15 protein-coding genes are annotated in these 19,675 nt (G+C 40.4%); 1 reads left to right on the top strand and 14 read right to left on the bottom strand.

The features are described 5' to 3' along the window. The first annotated feature begins 13 nt into the window (after positions 1–13). A complete protein-coding gene (locus G4420_RS04070) occupies positions 14–640 on the top strand; it encodes an NUDIX hydrolase (RefSeq protein ID WP_163322288.1) in 627 nt (208 codons plus the stop codon). On the opposite strand, the gene G4420_RS04065 is transcribed toward G4420_RS04070, so the two are convergent. The 14 genes from G4420_RS04065 to ccoN form a co-directional block, all read right to left on the bottom strand. Then, on the bottom strand, positions 628–2,049 hold the full coding sequence (locus tag G4420_RS04065) for a peroxiredoxin family protein (protein ID WP_163322287.1): 1,422 nt from the start codon (positions 2,047–2,049) through the stop codon (positions 628–630). The two genes, G4420_RS04070 and G4420_RS04065, sit on opposite strands and share 13 nt — an antisense overlap. Before the next feature lie 5 nt (positions 2,050–2,054). Then, positions 2,055–2,531, bottom strand: a complete 477-nt coding sequence (gene coaD, locus G4420_RS04060) for a pantetheine-phosphate adenylyltransferase (RefSeq protein ID WP_045026106.1) — start codon at positions 2,529–2,531, stop codon at positions 2,055–2,057. A 65-nt stretch (positions 2,532–2,596) separates the two neighbouring features. Continuing rightward, entirely contained in the window at positions 2,597–4,813 is a 2,217-nt protein-coding gene (locus G4420_RS04055; protein WP_163322286.1) for an APC family permease, read from the bottom strand. A 96-nt stretch (positions 4,814–4,909) separates the two neighbouring features. Then, positions 4,910–7,177, bottom strand: coding sequence for a hypothetical protein (locus G4420_RS04050; protein ID WP_163322285.1), 2,268 nt, complete (start codon positions 7,175–7,177; stop codon positions 4,910–4,912). Between the two features lie 38 nt (positions 7,178–7,215). Continuing rightward, on the bottom strand, positions 7,216–8,799 hold the full coding sequence (locus G4420_RS04045) for an ArnT family glycosyltransferase (RefSeq protein ID WP_163322284.1): 1,584 nt from the start codon (positions 8,797–8,799) through the stop codon (positions 7,216–7,218). 34 nt (positions 8,800–8,833) lie between these two features. After that, positions 8,834–10,390 carry a hypothetical protein gene (locus tag G4420_RS04040; RefSeq protein WP_163322283.1) on the bottom strand — a complete coding sequence of 519 codons (1,557 nt, stop codon included), beginning with the start codon at positions 10,388–10,390 and terminating at the stop codon, positions 8,834–8,836. A 9-nt stretch (positions 10,391–10,399) separates the two neighbouring features. Continuing rightward, positions 10,400–11,146: a glycosyltransferase family 2 protein gene (locus G4420_RS04035; protein ID WP_163322282.1), complete on the bottom strand. Its 747-nt coding sequence runs from the start codon at positions 11,144–11,146 to the stop codon at positions 10,400–10,402. Between the two features lie 106 nt (positions 11,147–11,252). Beyond that, positions 11,253–13,658 carry a heavy metal translocating P-type ATPase gene (locus tag G4420_RS04030; RefSeq protein WP_163322281.1) on the bottom strand — a complete coding sequence of 802 codons (2,406 nt, stop codon included), beginning with the start codon at positions 13,656–13,658 and terminating at the stop codon, positions 11,253–11,255. A gap of 20 nt (positions 13,659–13,678) precedes the next feature. Continuing rightward, the gene (locus tag G4420_RS04025) at positions 13,679–14,440 is read right to left on the bottom strand and encodes a sulfite exporter TauE/SafE family protein (RefSeq protein WP_204273587.1); all 762 of its coding nucleotides are present in this window, start codon (positions 14,438–14,440) and stop codon (positions 13,679–13,681) included. Positions 14,441–14,490: 50 nt separating this feature from the next. Continuing rightward, positions 14,491–14,931 (bottom strand): FixH family protein, encoded by a 441-nt coding sequence (locus G4420_RS04020; protein ID WP_163322280.1) that lies wholly within the window; start codon positions 14,929–14,931, stop codon positions 14,491–14,493. A 76-nt stretch (positions 14,932–15,007) separates the two neighbouring features. Next, complete coding sequence (gene ccoG, locus G4420_RS04015) at positions 15,008–16,369, bottom strand: cytochrome c oxidase accessory protein CcoG (RefSeq protein ID WP_163322279.1); 1,362 nt, start codon at positions 16,367–16,369, stop codon at positions 15,008–15,010. 66 nt (positions 16,370–16,435) lie between these two features. Next, positions 16,436–17,008 (bottom strand): cbb3-type cytochrome c oxidase N-terminal domain-containing protein, encoded by a 573-nt coding sequence (locus G4420_RS04010; protein ID WP_163322278.1) that lies wholly within the window; start codon positions 17,006–17,008, stop codon positions 16,436–16,438. 11 nt (positions 17,009–17,019) lie between these two features. After that, positions 17,020–17,208: a cbb3-type cytochrome c oxidase subunit 3 gene (locus G4420_RS04005; RefSeq protein WP_163322277.1), complete on the bottom strand. Its 189-nt coding sequence runs from the start codon at positions 17,206–17,208 to the stop codon at positions 17,020–17,022. After that, the gene (gene ccoN / locus G4420_RS04000) at positions 17,192–19,675 is read right to left on the bottom strand and encodes a cytochrome-c oxidase, cbb3-type subunit I (protein WP_163322276.1); all 2,484 of its coding nucleotides are present in this window, start codon (positions 19,673–19,675) and stop codon (positions 17,192–17,194) included. Before ccoN ends, G4420_RS04005 begins: the two co-directional genes overlap by 17 nt.

Below are 19,675 nucleotides of genomic sequence, written 5' to 3'. Positions count from 1 at the left end.
CAATTTTAATTCAATGCAAAAGTATAAAGTTTTTTTGAATGAAAAGAAGATCGGTTTTGTGCCGGGCGTGAATATAACATTGAGTAAACTATGCTGGATTTTGACTGAAAACAGAGGCTTTGAGGCGATATTGGATTGGTTGCAGGATTTTGAAAACGGCGATTTTCAGGAAACTGTTGTAGAACATCCTGATGTTGAGAAACTGTTTCAGAATTTTAGAACGGCATTTTTGCCGGTTGATGCAGCAGGCGGTGTTGTAAAACGAGGCGGCAAATTGCTGTTTATTTTCAGAAACGGTAAGTGGGATCTGCCAAAAGGAAAAATCGATAAAGGTGAAAGTGTTGAAACTGCTGCTTTACGCGAAGTGGAAGAAGAATGTGACATTACAAATCATTCCATTGTAAAAGCGCTGCCATCAACCTATCACATTTACAAATCGCCGTACAAACAAACACTGGGGCAGTGGGTTTTTAAAGAAACCTTTTGGTTTGAAATGGACTATCAAGGTTCGGAAAGGCCAATTCCTCAGCAAGAAGAAGGAATTACCGAAGTGCGCTGGTTTTTTCCAAATGAGTTGGACGAGGTGTTCGAAAATACCTATGAAAACTTAAAAGCGCTGATAGAACTTTACCGGGCCTGATTGCGCTGACGCATAAAAAGTTCGTTGCGCAGCCAGGTGCCAAATTGTTGCTCGAAACCGTTTAGCGGTGCTTTGGCATCATCAAATACGACCTGGTGTTTTTCGTTTAGCAGAAAACATTGAGGAAACGAACGAACTTTATATTCAGCAATGGCAATGTTTTCGGTATCGATTAGCACGGTCGCCGGCACCTTATTTTCTTTAAAAAAACTGTCAATTCCCGCTCTGTCGGTGTTTCGCAGCACCACAAAAATATCGAGGTTTTTATTAAACAGTTCGTTCAGGCGGCTCAGGTATTTTAAGTGCTCCTGACAAATTACCGTTTCAACATCGGCAAAAACAATGTATTTAAATTTCTCCTGGCTGTCGTTCGTACAAAGCTTTTTGCCGTTAATGTCGCTTAAACAAATGGTCGGTGCTTTACTTCCTTTTTCCAGAAATGTGATTTTGGCAGACACGTTTTTGGCTGCCTCACGGATTTTTGATTCGCGGTTGCCTGTAAAGTGTTTGCTGGCAATCATATTTTTTATGGCTTTCACCGGAAATTCTTTGGAGTAAAAACCATCGTGCAACATTTTTAATAAAACCAAATCGGCCATTGTTCCCGAGAGTTTATATTTCTCCGAAATAAAATCAAGCAAGGCGTTTATGTTTTCACCGGCAACTGCAGCCGATACTTTTGCTCCGCCAATGGCTTTTGCCGAAAAACTAAGTTGCTTGTTGAAAGTTTTGTCGAATAAGGTTTTAAACGACTGGTGTCCCCAGAATTTCGGCGAAATTGATTGGAAAACAGCAGAATAATCTTCAGGGCTCATTCTAAAAATGTCAGCTTCCATAAGTTTTAAGCGCAAGGTTTTATGCAGCTCAAAACTCTCCGATCCTTTTTCAGGGAAAGCCTCGTCGATACCGGCTTTTAGTCGGTTAAAGGCAGCTTCGGATTGCTGAAAATATAATGCGTTAAAATCTTTGTCTGTAAGTTCGTTTAGTTTCTGCTCAAAGCGGCTGATCTTGTCGTTGAGCATATCGCCATTATTGGTATAAATCCAAAACGCAATTGGCTGAAAGTAAGGATTCTTTTGGTCGGCAAACGATTTCTTTTTTAATGGAGGGAGTTTTAAATCAATGCTTACTCCCGGCTCCAGTAAAAGCATCCCGCGGTAAATGCCAAACTCGGAGAAAGTAAAAAACGGCTCATCAATTTGTACAGAAGTCTCGCAGGTTCCTTTGCTGTTGAATTTTAAAGTGAAAGCCACTTTATTGTTGTTCGAAATAGGATCGGCAAAGGCATAAAAAGTTAGCTGTTCGTTGGCGTATTCCGAATTAGTACAACGAATGCTCGTTGCCATTCCATTTAACGAAAAGCTCAGTGCCGCGATGAGGATTATCAGAAAACGTATGCTATGATTCATAGGTGTTATTCAATTTTAAACTCGCTCATATCCAGTCCCTTTGGCAGGAACAGGCTTGCATCGCCGCCATGCGAAACAATATCGCGAATTATACTGGCGTTAACCGGTGTATGTTCCGGCAGGGTGAGCAAAAATACCGACTCAATTTCGGGGTGCATTTTTTTATTGATCTGAGCAATTGAACGTTCGTATTCAAAATCAGAGGAGGTACGTATGCCTCGTAAAATGTATTTTGCGCCCACCTCTTTACAGAAATCTACGGTCAAACCTTCGTGTAAGCGAACCTCAATGGTGGGTTCGTTTTCAAAAACCTGGTTGATCCATTTCATCCTTTTTTCAATGGGAAAGAATGGTTTCTTATTGGCGTTAAAACCGATCATGATATAGATCTTATCGAACATTGAAATGGCACGCCGAACAATCGACTCGTGTCCTACTGTAAATGGATCAAAAGATCCGGGGAATATGGCTATTCTTTCCATTTTGAATCGTTTAAAGTGCTTCAAAATTAGCTAAAAATGCTAAGTGTAAAAAACGAAGGTGGCGGCTAGTTTATTGCTTTTGCCCGGTTTGAGCTCACAAACAGAATGTTACCCAGATCATTGTAGCCTTCGCTGAATTCTTCAATATTTTTCAATGCATCGGTGGTAAAACCAATGATTGTAAGGTCGGCATCGGCCGAGTATTTCATGATTTTGCTTTTTCGGTCGCCCGACTCAAACGTCACCATCGATATATTCGACGGGCTGATTGGCAAACGTCCGGCTTTTATCAATTCCAAAAGTTGATTGCGTTTTTCCTCAACATCCTGCTCGGGATAAAGCGCAAATATTTTAATCTTTCCTTTTTTCCACTCGGGGTGGCCTAAAATAATGTAGCCCAGCAAAATCATTAAATTGGCGTTTACATAGTCTTCCGGGCTTATCCAGATATGTATCTCCTTCTTATAACCAAAACTTTTGTACGATGTATTCAGAATACAAATGTCGAAACCGGCCGATTCAACAATCTGGTAGTTGCCCGTAATTTCTTTCAGATTCCCCGGATCGGTTCTCGAGAATTCAAAAAGAATAAGGTTGTTTCCTTTGCCCGATATTCCTGAAAGTTGCACCACCTGAGCAATTGCAGAAGTATACGATGGCGAAATTATCGTGTCGAGATAAACGCGGTTCTGACTTCCGGCTGATAGTTGAATCAGGCGGTCGAGAATTTTCTTCGATTCGGTTGTATTCTTCTCGTTCAGCAAACCTTTTATAAAATGAATGTAGGTTCCAAAACCGTATTTGTACGAAATCCAGCGCATAATATCGAATGCCGAGCGGCGTTTAAACGTATCGTGCGAAATACAAACACCAAATGGTCGCCAGCTTTTATCTTTTTCGCTGTCGGCACGCTGCAGCATAATTTGCAATTGGCGGCTAAGCTGGAAGATTACTCCACGGAACAATTTGTTAAGTCCCTGGTTCTCCTCGTTGTTTAGCATGATAACGTAATATATTATTGCCATAATTACCACCGAAACAGCTGCATAAGTGGCATTCATTTGAAACATCAACCACAGCGACGAAAGTGTTCCGAGAAGCGATAAATGCCAGCTTGAACGGAAGGTTGGGCGGTAGGCTGGATCGGCGGCAAAATGTTCCAATAACGAGATGAGGCAGATGGCACTATAGGTAACCATAAAGAACATGGAGATAATTTGAGCTACAAAGTCAACATCGCCAACTACAACAAAAACAAATGCAATAATAATAGTTATCAACGATCCGTTAATGGGTTCGTTATCATTTTGCCTTCCTTTGGCAAACCAGCGGTTTATATGGCTTTGTGGGAAAATATCGTCGTAGCCAATGGCTTGTAAGGTTCGGGGTGCAACCATTATCGATCCTAATGCCGAACTTAAGGATGCCGCTGCCAGCCCGATTGGGATTATTGGCCCCCAAATGGCAATTTTGGTCATAATTAACTGGTCAGCTACCAAATCTTCGGGTGTTGCCGAAACGGCAAATTTGTAGGCAACGGCAATATATACCAACATGCCAACTACGGTTGCCCACAAGGTTCCTCGTGGAATGGATTTTTTAGGATCTTTTAAATCACCCGAAAGTCCCAATCCTGCTGCAAGCCCTGTAAATGCCGGGAAGATAATGGTGAAAACAAAAAAGAAATTCAGGTTATTGGGAATTCTGCTGTGGAAATTAACCACTTCGGGTTTTATCGTTGAATCGCCTAAAAAGAACATGGCGATAGATGTCAATAAAATGGCAACTACCACGTACAGTGCTTTCATTCCTACATTTGCACCTTTTGTAAGGATTAATATTGATAGCAGCACCATGGTTGGAATGGAAATCCACCTTCGGTCGGGGATGAAAAAGTTATAAGTTTCACCGATACATCTTATCACCGGCTCAAATGCTTCGCCAAAAGCAATTACATAAAAAGCTACGCTAATGGCCTGCGAAAGGTATAGGGCAATTCCAATTGCGCCTCCAATATTCAATCCGAACGAGCGGCTGATAATGTAATAGGCACCGCCACCTTGTACGCGTTGGTTGGTAGCAATTTCAGCAACTGCAAAAGCTGTGGGAATAGTTACTATATGGCCTAAAACGATAATGCCAATAACACCAATAAACCCAACCTGCCCAACAGCCCAGCCAAAACGCAGAAATAATATTGCTCCGAGTATGGTAGAAAGTGCCGTTAAAAAAACCGGCAGGGTGCCAAATTTTGCATTTGTGTTTACCAGCGATTTTGCCATAGTAACTCTGTTTGTGATTTTAAAGGTGAAATATAATTCTGAAATTTCAAACGATTTTAGGATATTTAGTCGGATATATATAGAGAAGAAACATTTTTATAACGGGTAGTTGTTGAAAAAATTCTGATTGGATGTTTTTATCAGAACTTTAGCATTTAAAGGCATTAGCAGAAGGTTGTCAACCGAAACATATTCGTCGTTAATTACCAGTTGGAGGGTATCTTCGTGGTGTAGTTCTATGATCTCAGAAACACGAATCCATCCCTGATATGTGTCGTACACGTGTCGGGTGTTCATTTGTCTGTAAAACCTCTGCTTACCCGCTGTATTAAACACTTTCACCTCTGCTTTGGGCATTTCGTATTTTCGGCTGTCGACATAAAGCCAGAATGACAATTCGTATTTTCCTTCCTGAAATTGAGCGCCAATCTTTTTATCGAGTAAAACTTGTTGACCTTCTCTGCTGTAAAAAGAGGCATTACCACTAAAAACGGTTTTAGCAGAACCGTCTTCAAAACCATTAAATAGAATTGAGTTTATAGATGTGTCTGTTGCAATTTCTCCAAACGACTGTAAGTTTGGAATCTCCGATTTGACTCTATCGTGCCACTCTTTGTAATTGTCATGAAATATGGACAACGGCAGATGGGACAGCGTGATATATTTATCTTCCCAAAAAACTTCAGCTTTATTTTGCAGCCATTTTTCCCGCTCGTTCAACTTTTCTTTTGTGCAGACCAGCAAAATGGGTTTATCGTTCATATCGTCGAGCCGGGTTTTTCGAATTGCCGGAGCTGCCAGCATTTGAATACTGCTTAGTGCCTGCGAAAAAGAAAGCCTTGGCGAAAAGCTCTGAATAAGTGGTAATCCGGTGTGATAGGAACATTTCATGGCTTCGGAAAAACCATTCAGGCTGTGCTCAAAAATTAGTTTATCGCCGCATGTGCTGGCAAAGGGCAAAAAGAAAATTGCCTGAAACTCGTTAGGATCCACTTTTGCGTCCTGAAAACGTGCCTGATATTCGCTATCGATCGATTCAAATTTGTCGTTCTTATTCAATAATCCGCTTGTGCTTCGTTTTATATTTACTCCGGCATCTATGGCCCAGTAGCCAATTACAAAAACCAGCAATAAAGTTGCAACCGCGGGCAATCCTTTCTTTTTTAATACACGGAACACACGATAAATAAACCAGGCGGTGTAAGCCGTAAACACATAGTAAAAAATCCATGTAAAACGTCCCAAAGCCCGGAACTGTTTTACCGGAGGCAGCACATCCAGCAACCAATCGAATCCGTATTTAAACGGAATACACATTGAGAATAAAAGAATCAGGATGGAAGCGTAAAAAAATACTTCGATTTTTTTTGTGGGTTTAAAAATCTTACAGCTGCTTTTCTTTTTGCTGATCAGGTTAAAAAGTCCTATGATAAACATTGAAACAGCGAGTAAAGTGGCAGGTAGCCCAACATATGCGCGTCCTTCCCATTCAAAATCCATATTGATATGATTTCCCAGAATACTTTTAAGTTGCGAACCCGGAGGCAGGAAGATGCTAAAAAAGTTGGCGTGGAAAATGTAAAACCCATAGGGATTATCTGGTCGGTCGGTTACCCAATCGGTTGCCGAAACCATACCTTTTACAATAATCAAGGGTATTACTGCAATTGCAAATAAATACAGACCGGTTTTCCAATATTCCGAGAGTTTTTTTCTGTGGTTCCAGCACTCGACGATCAATACGCCGAAGAGTAAAATGGTATAAAAAGCCACAAAATAGGCGCTCGTAAATCCTCCGATTAAGGCGGCAAGAACCAGAAGTGCGGACCAAAGTATTCGTTTTTTGCTCTGCCGCCAACGAATAAGGAAGTACCAGAACATGGGCAGAAAAACGGCATAAACCATTTCGAAGTGACCATGTATCCGATCGAATTGAGGACTTAGAAACAATATGATGAGTGATATAATTCCGGCATACCATCGCGGAAGCGAGTAGTGCCGGAGAATAAGAAAAATAAAGGGTAGTGCCAGAAGAAAGAGTGCCAGCATTGTCAGGTTTAAAACAGCTATACCGTGATTGGCAAGCGGGTAAATATGCTTGTCGATAAACTTTACAAACTGCACATAAAGTGGATGCGAATTAATGTATTGCAAATGGTCGCCATAAGGATAGTTAATTCCATCGTGACGAATGCCATCGTCGTATTTTAAATAGTAAGAAAAATTGAAATAGCTTTTTAGCGCATCGCCACCTTTCGAATATAAAATAGAATTTGGGTGTTGAAAAACGGGTTTAAGGTTTAAGAAAAGTATTAGTATTGCTATTAGAGTAAGGAAAAATATTATTAGCCCATTTTTTTTCATGGATAGTTATTTAGGAACCAATTTAGGTATGGCTTAAATTAAAGTTTAAAAATACTGACGTTTTTATATTCGCCAATTTTATTTTGAAGATAGGGTTTGAATTCCTGGTGTTCTATTTTGTCAATGTCGTTAACGATCAGATATTTCGCACCGATTGATTTGAATTCTTCTATTCGTTCTTTAGGTTTCCCTTTAGTAGGAACATAACCATAATCTGTAAATCCTTTTTGATCCATTAGCACCAGAGAGATGTTAATACTGTTGTCAGGAATACTTATTACGAGATCTTCCCTGTTTATTCCTAACGATCGCAAATACGGAGTTATTGATTCTAATGCTTCTGTTGTATTGCGATATTTGTATTGTTTATAAGCGTATAATTCCTTCTCGGCTTCCGATAAGGCCATATCATATTTTAGCATCGGATCGTTTACATCATATTTCAACCTGTTCATCATAGTTGTTAGGTAGATTAATGTCACTACTCCTGCAAATGCAATTAATTTCAGGAGTTTACTCTTAAAAACCAGTGTAAACCTGTTTTTAAATTCACTTAAGAATCCCAGTAAAATAAGAGGGATTAGAATGAGTAAATTGATAAGGTAATAGTCGTGAACATCGAAAGCTTTGAACCATAGTAAGATGTAAAGTGTAGCGCCGATAAAAGAAATAAAGATGATCAGTAAGTAGTTGCTCCCCTTTTTTACCCAAAAAACAACATTGGTCAATAAGAGAATACCAATAACCGCCAAAGCTTTTTTATTGAAAAATGACGGAAGTAATGTAAAATACAAGCTTTTCCATATTTCATTTCTTTCTTCCTGATTTAAATCCCAAATGGGAAATAAATCTTGCAGAAAGATTCGATTGTTGGTTGAATTATAGTGGTCGGTATATTTTACCCAAACAAAAATAATAGCACCAATTAGTATGTATGGGACGAATTTACCAAGCTGTTTGGTTATCTGGATACCGTATTCTCGAAAATCAGATATGGTTTGTAGTAGTTGATATGATAAAAATGCAACCACGATGATTAAAGAAGTTATTTTTAATAATCCGGCAATTGTGAAACATACAACCGCTATCCAGATCCATTTCTTTTTGCCGGTATCGTTATATAAAAAGTAGCACCATATTCCTGTTAATGAAAGCCCAAAAGCCGGAGCATTGGGAAGAAAGTTGTTGGTATAAAATACCAGTGCCGGTGATGAAAAAAGAAAAATGGGAATAAATATGGCCCAAAAGTTATCTTTAAGTATTCTGTAAGATATTTTATAAAGCGAAAATAATCCGCTAAAAACAAGTAAGATATTTAACCCTCTGTATATAAAATATTGTTTGCCAAATAATGTCCAAAGTTTAGCTACTGTATAATATATAATCGGGAATTCGGATATGGTTTTCCCATTTCCATTGGGGCCAGTCCAGTGAACTTCAGGTTCGAAAAAGTTTAAGCCTTCTTTGTAATAATTAACTGCAATCGACAAACAGTCGGTAGCCCTCCACATATGCGGAAACCATGGCCCTTTTAGAATAATCTCGTGGTAATTGTAAAGTAAACTAACCAGTAATAAAATGAACAGAAATAGTACATTCTTATTTTTTATTTCCACTTTCATCCTTTTTCGTTTGAGTTGGCAGATTGTTTATACCTTACTTCTCTTTTATATAAAGTTTTAGTTCACGCTCTGTAGGCAGATCTACTTTTTTATACCCGTTTTTTTGTGCAAACTCAACAAATTTTAACTCTAAATCTCCAAGGTAATAGCCTGTTAAAATGGCATCCGGTTGATTGGTTTGCATAAAATTATCCACCTCTTTTTTCGAGATAATATTAAACTCTTTTCTCGTATCATCAGAAATCGAATGTGAGGTACGCCAAATAAAAGGGCTGCTTACAAATTCTTTATAAATTTTAATGGAATCACTTTCTAAAATCTCTGCAGGCGATAGCGTCAACACTTTTGCTTCACCATTTATTGCTTCATCAACCAAAGTGCTTATTCTGTGTCGGCTAAGCGCATACCATGATTCCGTTGTTTTCATGTCATATGCTTTTTTATAATTCACCTTTAACGGCGGAATTATCGATAACACAAAAAACAGGATGGCTACATAGTTAAAGTAATTTTTTTGCGTGCCAATAGTATAAAAGATCACAACAATCAGAAAAACCGATAGCGGATATACGTATTGAATAATAAGTAATTTACCAACGGAGAGATATACCAGAAATGGTAAAGTAATGAGCAGAACATTTATCTTGAAATTTAACCTGTTGTCTTTTACAAGGTTGAAAGCTTTGAGTATCAGTGCCAAAATTAGACCTGCCAGTAGAACTGATGATTGCCATTTTTCCAGCACCTTATCGAAAAGTTCCGTTAATTTTTCACCTAAGGAAAGTGCTGCTCCGGGTTGAGCCTTCATATCGATTTTAAAATGAAACTGGTAGATGTCGAAAAGAAAGCCTTTGGGGGCAATCGAAATTAGAATGAACACAGGAATCAGTCCTGCAAAAACACCAAGCGAAAAGTATAAGAACTGTTTAAACTTAACTGTTGTTGACTCTTTTTGAAACAATAAAATACTCAGTGCAAACGGGATGATGAAAAAAATGAAATGCATTCTGAACCCAACTGCAACTCCCAACAACAATCCACTAATTGCTGCTTTTAGCGGAAGCCGTCTGCTTCTGTCGGTTGACGAAAGCACTAAAAATGACAGCATTGAAAGCAATAATGGGAAGTCGTAGGTAAATCTTGCAAAGGCATATTGCACAAAAGGATTGTACATTATAAACAATAGAGCAGAAGCTCCAATAACAAATCTGAATATTTGGTTTTTATGATATAGTGAGTTTTGTATAGAATAAAAAATAAGTACAAGCATAGTAAAAAACGATGCCAGGCTAATAATTCTTGCACTTAATGTAAGCGATGGTGTAAACTCAAGAATTAAGGCGTATGTAAAAACATAGTAAGGCATGTGTATTAACCGGTAATCTTTGTAGGGAAGTAGTCCTTCTTCAGCTGTTACCTTGGCTCCTGCATTATAAGGATTGTCATCATGATCAGTATAGTTCTGCATATTCCTTAAAAATGCAGCCTGAAGGATAAAAGCAAACAGAACCACAATCAAAATCTTGTATAAAGTTGCTACAAATCTGCTTTCTGACGGACTATCAAGAAATCCAAGATCAAAGATTTTCATTCTCACTTGCTACTTATGATTAAAAATTTTGTTCTTAAGCAAACCCCACTTCTGCAAACGATATTGGCAGGCGGTTCTTAAAACACCAATGGCATAAATCGTACTGTTTTTAATGCTGATTGATGAGGCATCATCAAAATATTTTGTTGGGCACGTTATTTCGGCAATTTCATAACCTGCATACCAGGTTTGAGCCAGCATTTGGTTATCGAAAACAAAATTATCAGAGTTGGCATTGTAGTTTATTGTTTCCAGTACTTCGCGCGAAAAGGCCCGGTACCCGGTATGATATTCTGAAAGTTTGGCATTAAGAAGAATATTCTCAATAAAAGTAAGGCCGCGGTTGGCAATGTATTTGATTAGGGGCATGCCGCCTTTTAGTGCTCCGGTTCCCAAAATCCTTGATCCCAAAACCACATGATACAATTCGTTTCCAAGTAAATTGGCCATTGCCGGAATAAGCTTTGGGGTGTACTGATAATCGGGGTGAAGCATAATTACAATATCAGCTCCAATTTCCAGTGCTTTGTTGTAGCACGATTTTTGGTTTCCGCCGTAGCCTTTGTTTTGCTCGTGAACTACAATGTGCTTAATACCGAGTTTTTTACCAACTTCAACGGTGTCGTCGTTGCTCATGTCATCTACCAGAATTACATCATCAACAATGTCGAAATCAATTTCCTTATAGGTAATTTCAAGCGTTTTGGCTGCATTGTAAGCCGGAAGCACCACTACCACTTTTTTGTTGTTAATCATTCGGTTTATAGTTTTACCCCATAAAAATAAAAAGAGTTGGCAGAATTTATTGTTAATAGTGAAGTTTAGTTTAGCTCGTTATCTCTCAGCTCCTTGTTTTTTAGCCTTATGCAAGGATTTTCCGCAATTTAATTCTACCGGCCAGGCGTGTTGCAAAAGTTGCAAAAGCAACTACAGATACCGATGAAATGGGCATTAAAATGGCAGCTACCACCGGCGAAAGATTTCCGCTGAGGGCAAAGGCAATTCCGACAATGTTGTAACAAAAGGAAATAATGAAGCTGAGTTTTACAATGTTCAGCGACGTTTTGGTGAAGCGGATAAAATTAGCCAGCTGATTAAATTGTTCGGCTTCCAGAACTGCATCGCTGGCCGGCGAAAAATGGTAGACTTTATCGGCAATGGTTAAGGCCACATCGCTTTGCATTAGCGCACCGGCATCGTTTAATCCATCGCCGGTCATCAACACGGTATTTCCTTTCTCTTGTTGTGATTTTATAAACGCTGCTTTATCGCCGGGTTTCTGGTCAAAAAGCATGTGTTCACGATCAAAAAATGATGACAGGTTTTCAGCTTCAGCATCGTTGTCACCTGAAATAAGGAAAAGGTTAAAACCTTGTTTCAACGAGCTTAATACATTCTTGAAACCTGGGCGGTACTGGTTGCTAATGGTAAAATAGCCTTTCAGTTCATCTTCGATAGCCACATATACAACTGATGTTTTGTTCTTTGTTGTGGTAGGTGCATTCGTTACATATTCTTCCGATCCGATTCGCAGATTCAAGTCGTTTACTTTCCCAAAAATCCCCCGCCCTGCAACTTCTACAAAATGTTCCGGATTATGGTATGCCGAACCGTTGAACGATTGCGAAAGCGCTGTACTCAACGGGTGTGTCGATTGACGCGTAAGCGAAAAAACAGCTTCTTTTTCCGATGCCGAAAGTTCGGTGCCTGAATACACCACTTTGTTTTGGTTGGGCTGTGTTAAAGTGCCTGTTTTATCAAACACAATGCTGTTAATGTGCGAAAGTTTTTCAATTACATCGGTGTTTTTAATGTACAATCCGCGCTTACCAAAAATGCGCATGGTGTTGCCAAAGGTAAACGGAATAGAAAGCGCCAGCGCACACGGACAAGCGACAATTAATACGGCAGTGAAAACAAAAATAGCCGTGTGGTATTCTCCCCGAAGCGCCCAAAAAGTAAAGCCGAAAATAGCAATGGCAATTACAATCAGGGTAAAATACTGGCTAATCCGGTCGGATAGAGTTTTTAGTGAGTCGCTGGGTTTTTCGTACGATTTATCCTGGTTCCAAAGTTTGGTGAGGTGACTCTGATTCACCTCCTTTTTTACCTTAATGCGTATGATTCCACCCATTTGTCGTCCGCCAGCGTAAATAAAGTCGCCGGGCTTTTTAACAATAGGTGTCGATTCGCCGGTAACAAAACTATAGTCGATTCGGCCTTCTCCATCAACCAACTCAGCATCTGCAGGAACCAGTTCTTTGTTGCGGATGATCAGTTCATCGTCCACCTCGATTTTTTCGATCAGAATACTTTCTTCAATCTGTTTATTGATTTTGGTAACCGCAATGGGGAAATACGATTTGTAATTCCGGTCGAACGAAAGTGCTTCGTAGGTTTTGCTTTGGTACCATTTCCCTACCAGCAGAAAAAAGATGAGGCCCGATAAACTGTCGCTGTAACCCGGCCCGCCGGTAAAAATTACCTCGTAGCTGGTTACCAGGAAGAGCACAATAATCCCCAGGGCAATGGGCAGGTCGATGCTGATGTTTTTTTTCATCAGGTTTTTAATGGCCGAAATGTAATAATCGCTGCCACTGTAAAATGCCACCGGAATTACCAAAATATAGCTAAGAATACTAAAAAGCGATTGTAGATTCTCGCTCAGTGGTTCGCCGTTAAAATAAGCCGGCAAACTGTAGGTCATTACATTAATAAAAACAAAACCTGCAACCCCAATTTTATACAAAAGCTTTTTGTACGATTTGTCGTCTTTCTTGTCCGACAGGCTTTGCGACAGATCGGGGATGTAATGAATGGATGCCAGCAACTCAACCACTTGTCGCAGCGAAATTTCCTTTTCGTCGAAAGTTATGTCTACCTCTTTGCGGGTAAAATTTACAAACGAATGACGGATTCCCTTGTGCAGTTTATGCAGATGCTCCAGCAACCAAATACAAGAGGCGCAGTGGATAACCGGCACATAAAATTTTACTTTCGATATGCTGCCTTCAGAAAACGAGATCAGCTTTTCCTTTACTTCATCGTTATCAAGAAAAGCATATTTATTGCCGAATTCGGTGGTGGTCTCCACCTTTATTCCCGGAGTTTCTTCAAGTTTGTAGTAGTTGTAAAGTTTGTTTTCGTTTAGCAGCTGGTAAACCGTTTTGCAACCGGTGCAACAAAAATTCAGTTCGTTCCACACCACCGGGTTACTTCCGCAATCGGCACCACAATGTACACAGCTATTCTCCTCCTTTTTCCCCATTTCACAAGATCTGTTATCTGCTAATCTACTTTACAACAATCTCCTTTTGTTTCAGTATGCATTGCAGCACTTTCTTTCTCCAGACTTTTTTCAAATTTCTGCTCTATTTTTTGTTTTGGCGGACTTAAATAGGGGATGCCCAAACTTAATCCGCGCAATACAAACAGAATTCCAACCACAACAACCAGTATCGGAATTAATTTGTTGATTCTTTTTCGTACCGCTAAACTCAATACGTTTCCTGCCAGCGAGATGGCCAGCAGCATGGGGATAGTTCCCAAACCAAACAGGATCATATACAGCGATCCTTCTGCAACGCCGCCCGTACCAATGGCTCCGGCAACGGCCATATAAACTAACCCACACGGAAGTAACCCATTAAGCATGCCAATAAAAAACAGACTTTGAAAGGAGCGGATCGAGAACATTTCACCGATTTTCTTTTTCAGTTTACCCACTGCCGAAAACCAGCTTTTATCCATCTTGTACTGGTTTTTAAACAATGTGGGAAACAGCACCGAAAGGATCATCAAGGCTCCCATAATCACCGATACTTTTTGCTGAAATCCGATGAGTTGAAGTCCCTGGCCGAGAAGCCCGAAAATTGCTCCCATCATTCCGTAGGTTAAGGTGCGCCCCAGGTTATAAAGGGTTCCTCCGAATATTTTTTGCGGAACAGTGTTGCCATGTAGTGGCAAAGCAATGGCAATTGGTCCACACATTCCGGCACAGTGAAAACTGCCCATCAATCCTAAAATAAGTGCTGATATAAAAATGGTCATGGCGCTATTGATTTGAACAAAAGGTTGTAATTGATTTAAAGGTAGTAAATTTACTGAATATTTACCGGGCGGTCGATTTCATAACGTAAACCGTTGGTATACCATGTGAATTTTAGAATGTACCGGCCGGTTATCAGCTCGGTTTTTGGGAACTGGATCAGACTGTTTCCCGCTAAAATTTCGTGCCTGATGTCTTTTGTGTAATCCGACGGGCGATACAATTGCATATTGCCGGAATCGATTTTTGTCGCCAGTTCATTTTGAATGTTAATAACCAATGCTTCGTTGTTCAGGTTCACGTCAAACAATCGTGCAAACGGTTTCGAGCGGGCATTTACATTCATCTGTTCGGTATGATCAACACCTTTTTCGTAATAATTTTTATGCACCAGGTTTACCGGCTGGCGCACTGCAAATACAATAAAAACAGCCGATCCGGCTAAAAACAACGCCAGAAAAAGAAATATCCCTGTTCCCCAATTAAACTTCATTTGTTTCCTTTTTTATTATTCCTGTTTCCTTCTTTATTTTTTACTGAAAAACTGCGACTGTCAACTGTCAGCTTTTTTATGGCCCTACAAAACTGGCTTTATAGGTTTCAATTAATTCATTATTGCTGAAAACACCAAACTCAACCTCGGTTTTGTCACTCGTAACTTCGCTTTTTGGCAAGAAAAGAATAAATGTTGATTCATACATATCCTGATCTTTCAAAATTATTGTGTTTCCGGCCATCTGAATTTTGCCATCATGAGAAATAACACGCAATTCAAGCGGAAGTTCGTCGTGTGTTTTATTTACTATTTTAATGTTGTAAACGTTCGATAAAGTTTTGTCCTGCTCCTGGTAAAGTAACCCAGGTGAGCGCAAAATAGTCGTTTCCAATACCGGTCTCGAAAACAATGTGTAAACAAAAAACGAGAAAATAAGTAGTAGCACAACCGAATAGGCCCGGTTACGCGCATTCCATATCGAATTTTGCTGACCTTTTATTTGCGCTTCTGAGGCGTAACGAATTAAACCCGGAGGTTTGCCGGTAACATGCATAATTTTGTTACACTGGTCGATACAGGCGGTGCAGTTAATACATTCAAGTTGCGAACCGTTGCGAATATCGATTCCGGTAGGGCACACCGAAATACACTGTTTGCAATCGGTACAATCGCCATCGCCCTGCCCGCCACGTGGTTCGCCCCGCACATAATCATAAGTAACGGCAATCGACTTCGAATCGAGTAGAACACCTTGCATACGTCCGTATGGGCAAAGCATGATACAAATTTGTTCGCGTAAAAAGGAATACACCCAATAGAAAAATGCCGAAACAAGCAGCATTATCAAAAAGCCTGAAATGTTTTGATTGATCGGTTCCTGTATCATTTTAATCCATCTGTCGCTGCCAATAAACCACATTAGAAAAACATTGGTCATGGCAACCGAGATAAGCATGAAAATACCGTGTTTCAGCGTTTTCTTAAAGATTTTTTTTGTGGTCCACGGACTGTTGTCGAGTTTATGGCGCTCGCGGTAATCGCCTTCAATCAGGTATTCAATTTTGCGAAACACCATTTCCAGAAATATGATTTGCGGACAAGTCCAGCCGCACCACAACCGGCCAAAAGTTACCGTAAACAATACCACAAAAAGAACAAACGAGAGCATTAAAAGTGCCAGGATAAAGGTATCCTGTGCCCAAAATATGGCTCCGAAAATGATAAATTTCCGGTGGGCAATATCAAGCAGAATAAGTGGATTGCCGTTTACCCGAATAAATGGTACACCAACCCAAAACAACAATAGAAAGTAGCTAACGATGGTTCGGCGGGTAAACCATTTCCCCGAAGGCTTTTTGGCATATATCCATTTTCGTCCTCCCCGCTCGTTCCAGTTTATGGGGTAGTCTCTGAAGTCGAGTTTTTGATTTGCCATATGTTCAATTTGCAGGTAAAAAAGAAGGGAAACAATGTTTCCCAATTCTTTTAAAGGTATTTTATCTTACTCACATTTTTCTCCTTGCGGATCTTTGGCATTGGCCGGATTTGTTCCTCTAAGCGACATGATATAACTGGCCACTTTTTGGATTTTTTCGTCGCTCATTTGCGTTTTATAAGCGGTCATTCCTTTTGCCGGTACACCATCTTTTATGGTATTAAAAGCGCTTTCGAAATCACATCCATGCAGCGTATAATCATCAGTCAGGTTAGGGCCAATTGCGTTTCCCTCACCATTCATGCCATGGCAGGCCATACATGCCAAATCGGTGTAAATTTGCTTCCCTTCAGCAATCGATTCTTCATCGGTGAAAGCTACAAGGTCGTCAGCCGAAATTGCCGCGATCTGGTATTTGTCATCGTGCTGCATCGATTTTTTTGCGTATTCAGCATCTTGCAGGTTGCCTTCTTTCAACCAAAAATAATAAGCTGCGTATATAATCGACCAGCCAATGGTGATATAGAATAACATCATTATCCATCGTGGCGGCGGATTATCTAACTCCATAATGCCATCATAATCGTGGTCCATCAGGTGCTCATCCTGCTCCAATATTTGTTTATTTTTATCTGACATAATTGTATTTTTTAAGTATTGATATGGTTAGAATCACCATCTGCTAGAATAGAATTCTTTATATCTTCCATTTCCTGATTTGGAATGCGCATAGTGCGAATAAAGATCACGATAAACAACAATACAAAAATGAGTAATCCGATGATGTAAAAGATCTGGATTCCTTCGATACTTGTTAATAGATTACTTACGATCTTCATTTTCCTTATTTTGTAAAGTTGTTAATACATAACTTGTTAGCTGTGTGATCTGTTTCTCGGAAAATTGCGTTTTATAAGGCACCATTCCTTTTGCTACGTTTCCCTCTGAAATAGAATGGAAAACTTCCTCAGGAGAGTTTCCGTGAAGCCATTCGTCATCAACCAGACTTGGGAAAGTTGCAATCCCCTTTCCTTCCGGGCCATGACAGACGACACAGGTTGTTTTAAATATTTTCTCTCCGGCAGCCAGATCTTCAGGACTTGTTAAAAGCTTAACCTCTTTTTGAGCGGCAGCCTCAGTGAATGATTCGGAATGTAGTTCAACTTGAGCTACTTCCGGCTGCTCAGCAATATCTTTTCCCAGTTTGTGCATGTAGGCAATTAATGCAACGATCTGTTTTTTCGCATCAGTTTCAATACCCGAAGTTTTTAAGTCGGCAACTATTCCTTCCGCCTGCGTCAGGTAATCGTCAACAGCTTTTTCGTCGTAACCTTCAGGGTAAGGAACGCCCAGTGTTTGCATGGCCCTGATCTTTTTCGGTGTTTGCGAAAGATCGGTGTTTTTAACCGCCAGCCATGCATAATTCGGCATTATCGATTGTTCGTTCATCTTTTGCGGATCCATAAAATGGTTGTAGTGCCATGCGGCATTTTTGTACATCGGTCCGCCAACCACTCCGGCGCGTGCCAAATCGGGGCCGGTACGTTTCGATCCCCACTGGAATGGATAGTCATATACGAACTCGCCAATTTTTGAGTACTCGCCATAACGATCAGTTTCCCAACGGAAGGGACGAACCATTTGCGAGTGACACACATAACAACCTTCTTTTACATACAGGTCGCGGCCCTCCAGCTCAAGCGGCGTATAGGGTTTTACCGAGTCGATGGTTGGTACGTTCGATTTTATAAATATCATCGGAATAATCTCAACAGCTCCACCAATAGCCAGTGCAAAAAATACCAGGATAGAGAAACGAACTCCTTTTCTTTCCATCCATCGGTGTAAGGTTTCTTTCATCGGGTTGCGGGCTCCGGCCAGTACAAGGGCAGGTGCTTCGGCAGCTTCGTCGCTAACAAAACTTCCGGCAGCCATTGTTTTTGCCAGGTTGTAAACCATGATAAGGAATCCAACAAGGAAGAGAATTCCGGCAAAAATACGAGCTATGTACATCGGAATCAGCTGTGTTACTGTTTCCAGGAAGTTCGGGTACTGAAGGAAACCATCTTCGGTGAAGTTTCTCCACATCAACCATTGAGTAACAGCTGCCCAGTAAAGCGGGATGGCATAAACCAAAATTGCCAGTGTTGACAACCAGAAGTGCGTATTGGCTAATTTCTCGGAGAATAATTTTGTTTTAAACAGTTTTGGAACCAGCCAGTAAAGCATACCAAATACAAGACCACCGTTCCAGCCCATACCACCAATGTGTACGTGAGCGATTGTCCAGTCGGTAAAGTGGGTAATTTGGTTTACTGATTTTAGCGACATCATCGGGCCCTCGAAAGTTGACATACCGTAAGCAGTTACGGCCACAACCATAAACTTTAGTGCGGCGCTGTCGCGAACACGGTCCCAGGCGCCACGCAGGGTAAGCAACCCGTTTATCATACCTCCCCAGCTTGGGGCAATTAGCATTATTGAAAAAGTTACACCTAAAGCTTGTGCCCAATCAGGTAAAGCCTGGTATAACAAGTGGTGTGGCCCGGCCCACATGTACAAAAATATAAGCGACCAAAAGTGAATGATCGACAGTTTGTACGAATAAATCGGTCGATTAGCAGCTTTTGGCAGGTAATAATACATTAGGCCCAAAAACGGTGTTGTAAGGAAAAACGCCACAGCGTTGTGTCCGTACCACCATTGCACCACCGCGTCTTGTGCACCTGCATAAATAGAGTAACTTTTAAACAACGAAACCGGAAGTTCGAATGAGTTTACCACGTGCAACATGGCCACCCCAAGGAAAGTTGCCAGGTACCACCAAATGGCTGCATAAATGTGCTGAACACGGCGAACAACAATTGTTCCGATCATGTTCCATCCAAAAACCACCCAAATTAAGGTAATCAAAATATCAATTGGCCATTCCAGTTCGGCATATTCTTTCGAAGTGGTAAATCCGGCCAGCAGCGTAACGGCCGCCAGTACAATAATGAGTTGCCAGCCCCAAAAGTGGATCTTACTTAAGGTATCGCTAAACATTCTGGTTTTAAGCAATTTCTGCATTGAGTAATACACCCCGGCAAAAATGGCATTTCCTACAAATGCAAAAATAATTGCATTGGTATGCAGTGGCCTCACCCTTCCGAAAGTGGTATATTCCAGACCAAAGTTGAATACCGGGAAGGCCAGCTGTGCCGCAGCAAGAATGCCTACCAGTACGCCAACAACACCCCAAACCAGTGTAGCCAGAATAAACAACTTAACTATTTTGTTGTCGTAATTAAATTTTTGATTTTCCAT

The organism is Draconibacterium mangrovi (genome assembly GCF_010586825.1).
Classification (GTDB): Bacteria; Bacteroidota; Bacteroidia; order Bacteroidales; family Prolixibacteraceae; genus Draconibacterium; species Draconibacterium mangrovi.
This window is presented reverse-complemented; position numbering and strand designations above follow the sequence as displayed.

What these genes read in the sequence shown, in the direction of transcription:
- G4420_RS04070 (WP_163322288.1), top strand. Translation starts at nt 14, where the DNA reads ATGCAAAAGTATAAAGTTTTTTTGAATGAAAAGAAGATCGGTTTTGTG.
- G4420_RS04065 (WP_163322287.1), bottom strand. Translation starts at nt 2,049, where the DNA reads ATGAATCATAGCATACGTTTTCTGATAATCCTCATCGCGGCACTGAGC.
- coaD (WP_045026106.1), bottom strand. Translation starts at nt 2,531, where the DNA reads ATGGAAAGAATAGCCATATTCCCCGGATCTTTTGATCCATTTACAGTA.
- G4420_RS04055 (WP_163322286.1), bottom strand. Translation starts at nt 4,813, where the DNA reads ATGGCAAAATCGCTGGTAAACACAAATGCAAAATTTGGCACCCTGCCG.
- G4420_RS04050 (WP_163322285.1), bottom strand. Translation starts at nt 7,177, where the DNA reads ATGAAAAAAAATGGGCTAATAATATTTTTCCTTACTCTAATAGCAATA.
- G4420_RS04045 (WP_163322284.1), bottom strand. Translation starts at nt 8,799, where the DNA reads ATGAAAGTGGAAATAAAAAATAAGAATGTACTATTTCTGTTCATTTTA.
- G4420_RS04040 (WP_163322283.1), bottom strand. Translation starts at nt 10,390, where the DNA reads ATGAAAATCTTTGATCTTGGATTTCTTGATAGTCCGTCAGAAAGCAGA.
- G4420_RS04035 (WP_163322282.1), bottom strand. Translation starts at nt 11,146, where the DNA reads ATGATTAACAACAAAAAAGTGGTAGTGGTGCTTCCGGCTTACAATGCA.
- G4420_RS04030 (WP_163322281.1), bottom strand. Translation starts at nt 13,658, where the DNA reads ATGGGGAAAAAGGAGGAGAATAGCTGTGTACATTGTGGTGCCGATTGC.
- G4420_RS04025 (WP_204273587.1), bottom strand. Translation starts at nt 14,440, where the DNA reads ATGACCATTTTTATATCAGCACTTATTTTAGGATTGATGGGCAGTTTT.
- G4420_RS04020 (WP_163322280.1), bottom strand. Translation starts at nt 14,931, where the DNA reads ATGAAGTTTAATTGGGGAACAGGGATATTTCTTTTTCTGGCGTTGTTT.
- ccoG (WP_163322279.1), bottom strand. Translation starts at nt 16,369, where the DNA reads ATGGCAAATCAAAAACTCGACTTCAGAGACTACCCCATAAACTGGAAC.
- G4420_RS04010 (WP_163322278.1), bottom strand. Translation starts at nt 17,008, where the DNA reads ATGTCAGATAAAAATAAACAAATATTGGAGCAGGATGAGCACCTGATG.
- G4420_RS04005 (WP_163322277.1), bottom strand. Translation starts at nt 17,208, where the DNA reads ATGAAGATCGTAAGTAATCTATTAACAAGTATCGAAGGAATCCAGATC.
- ccoN (WP_163322276.1), bottom strand. Translation starts at nt 19,675, where the DNA reads ATGGAAAATCAAAAATTTAATTACGACAACAAAATAGTTAAGTTGTTT.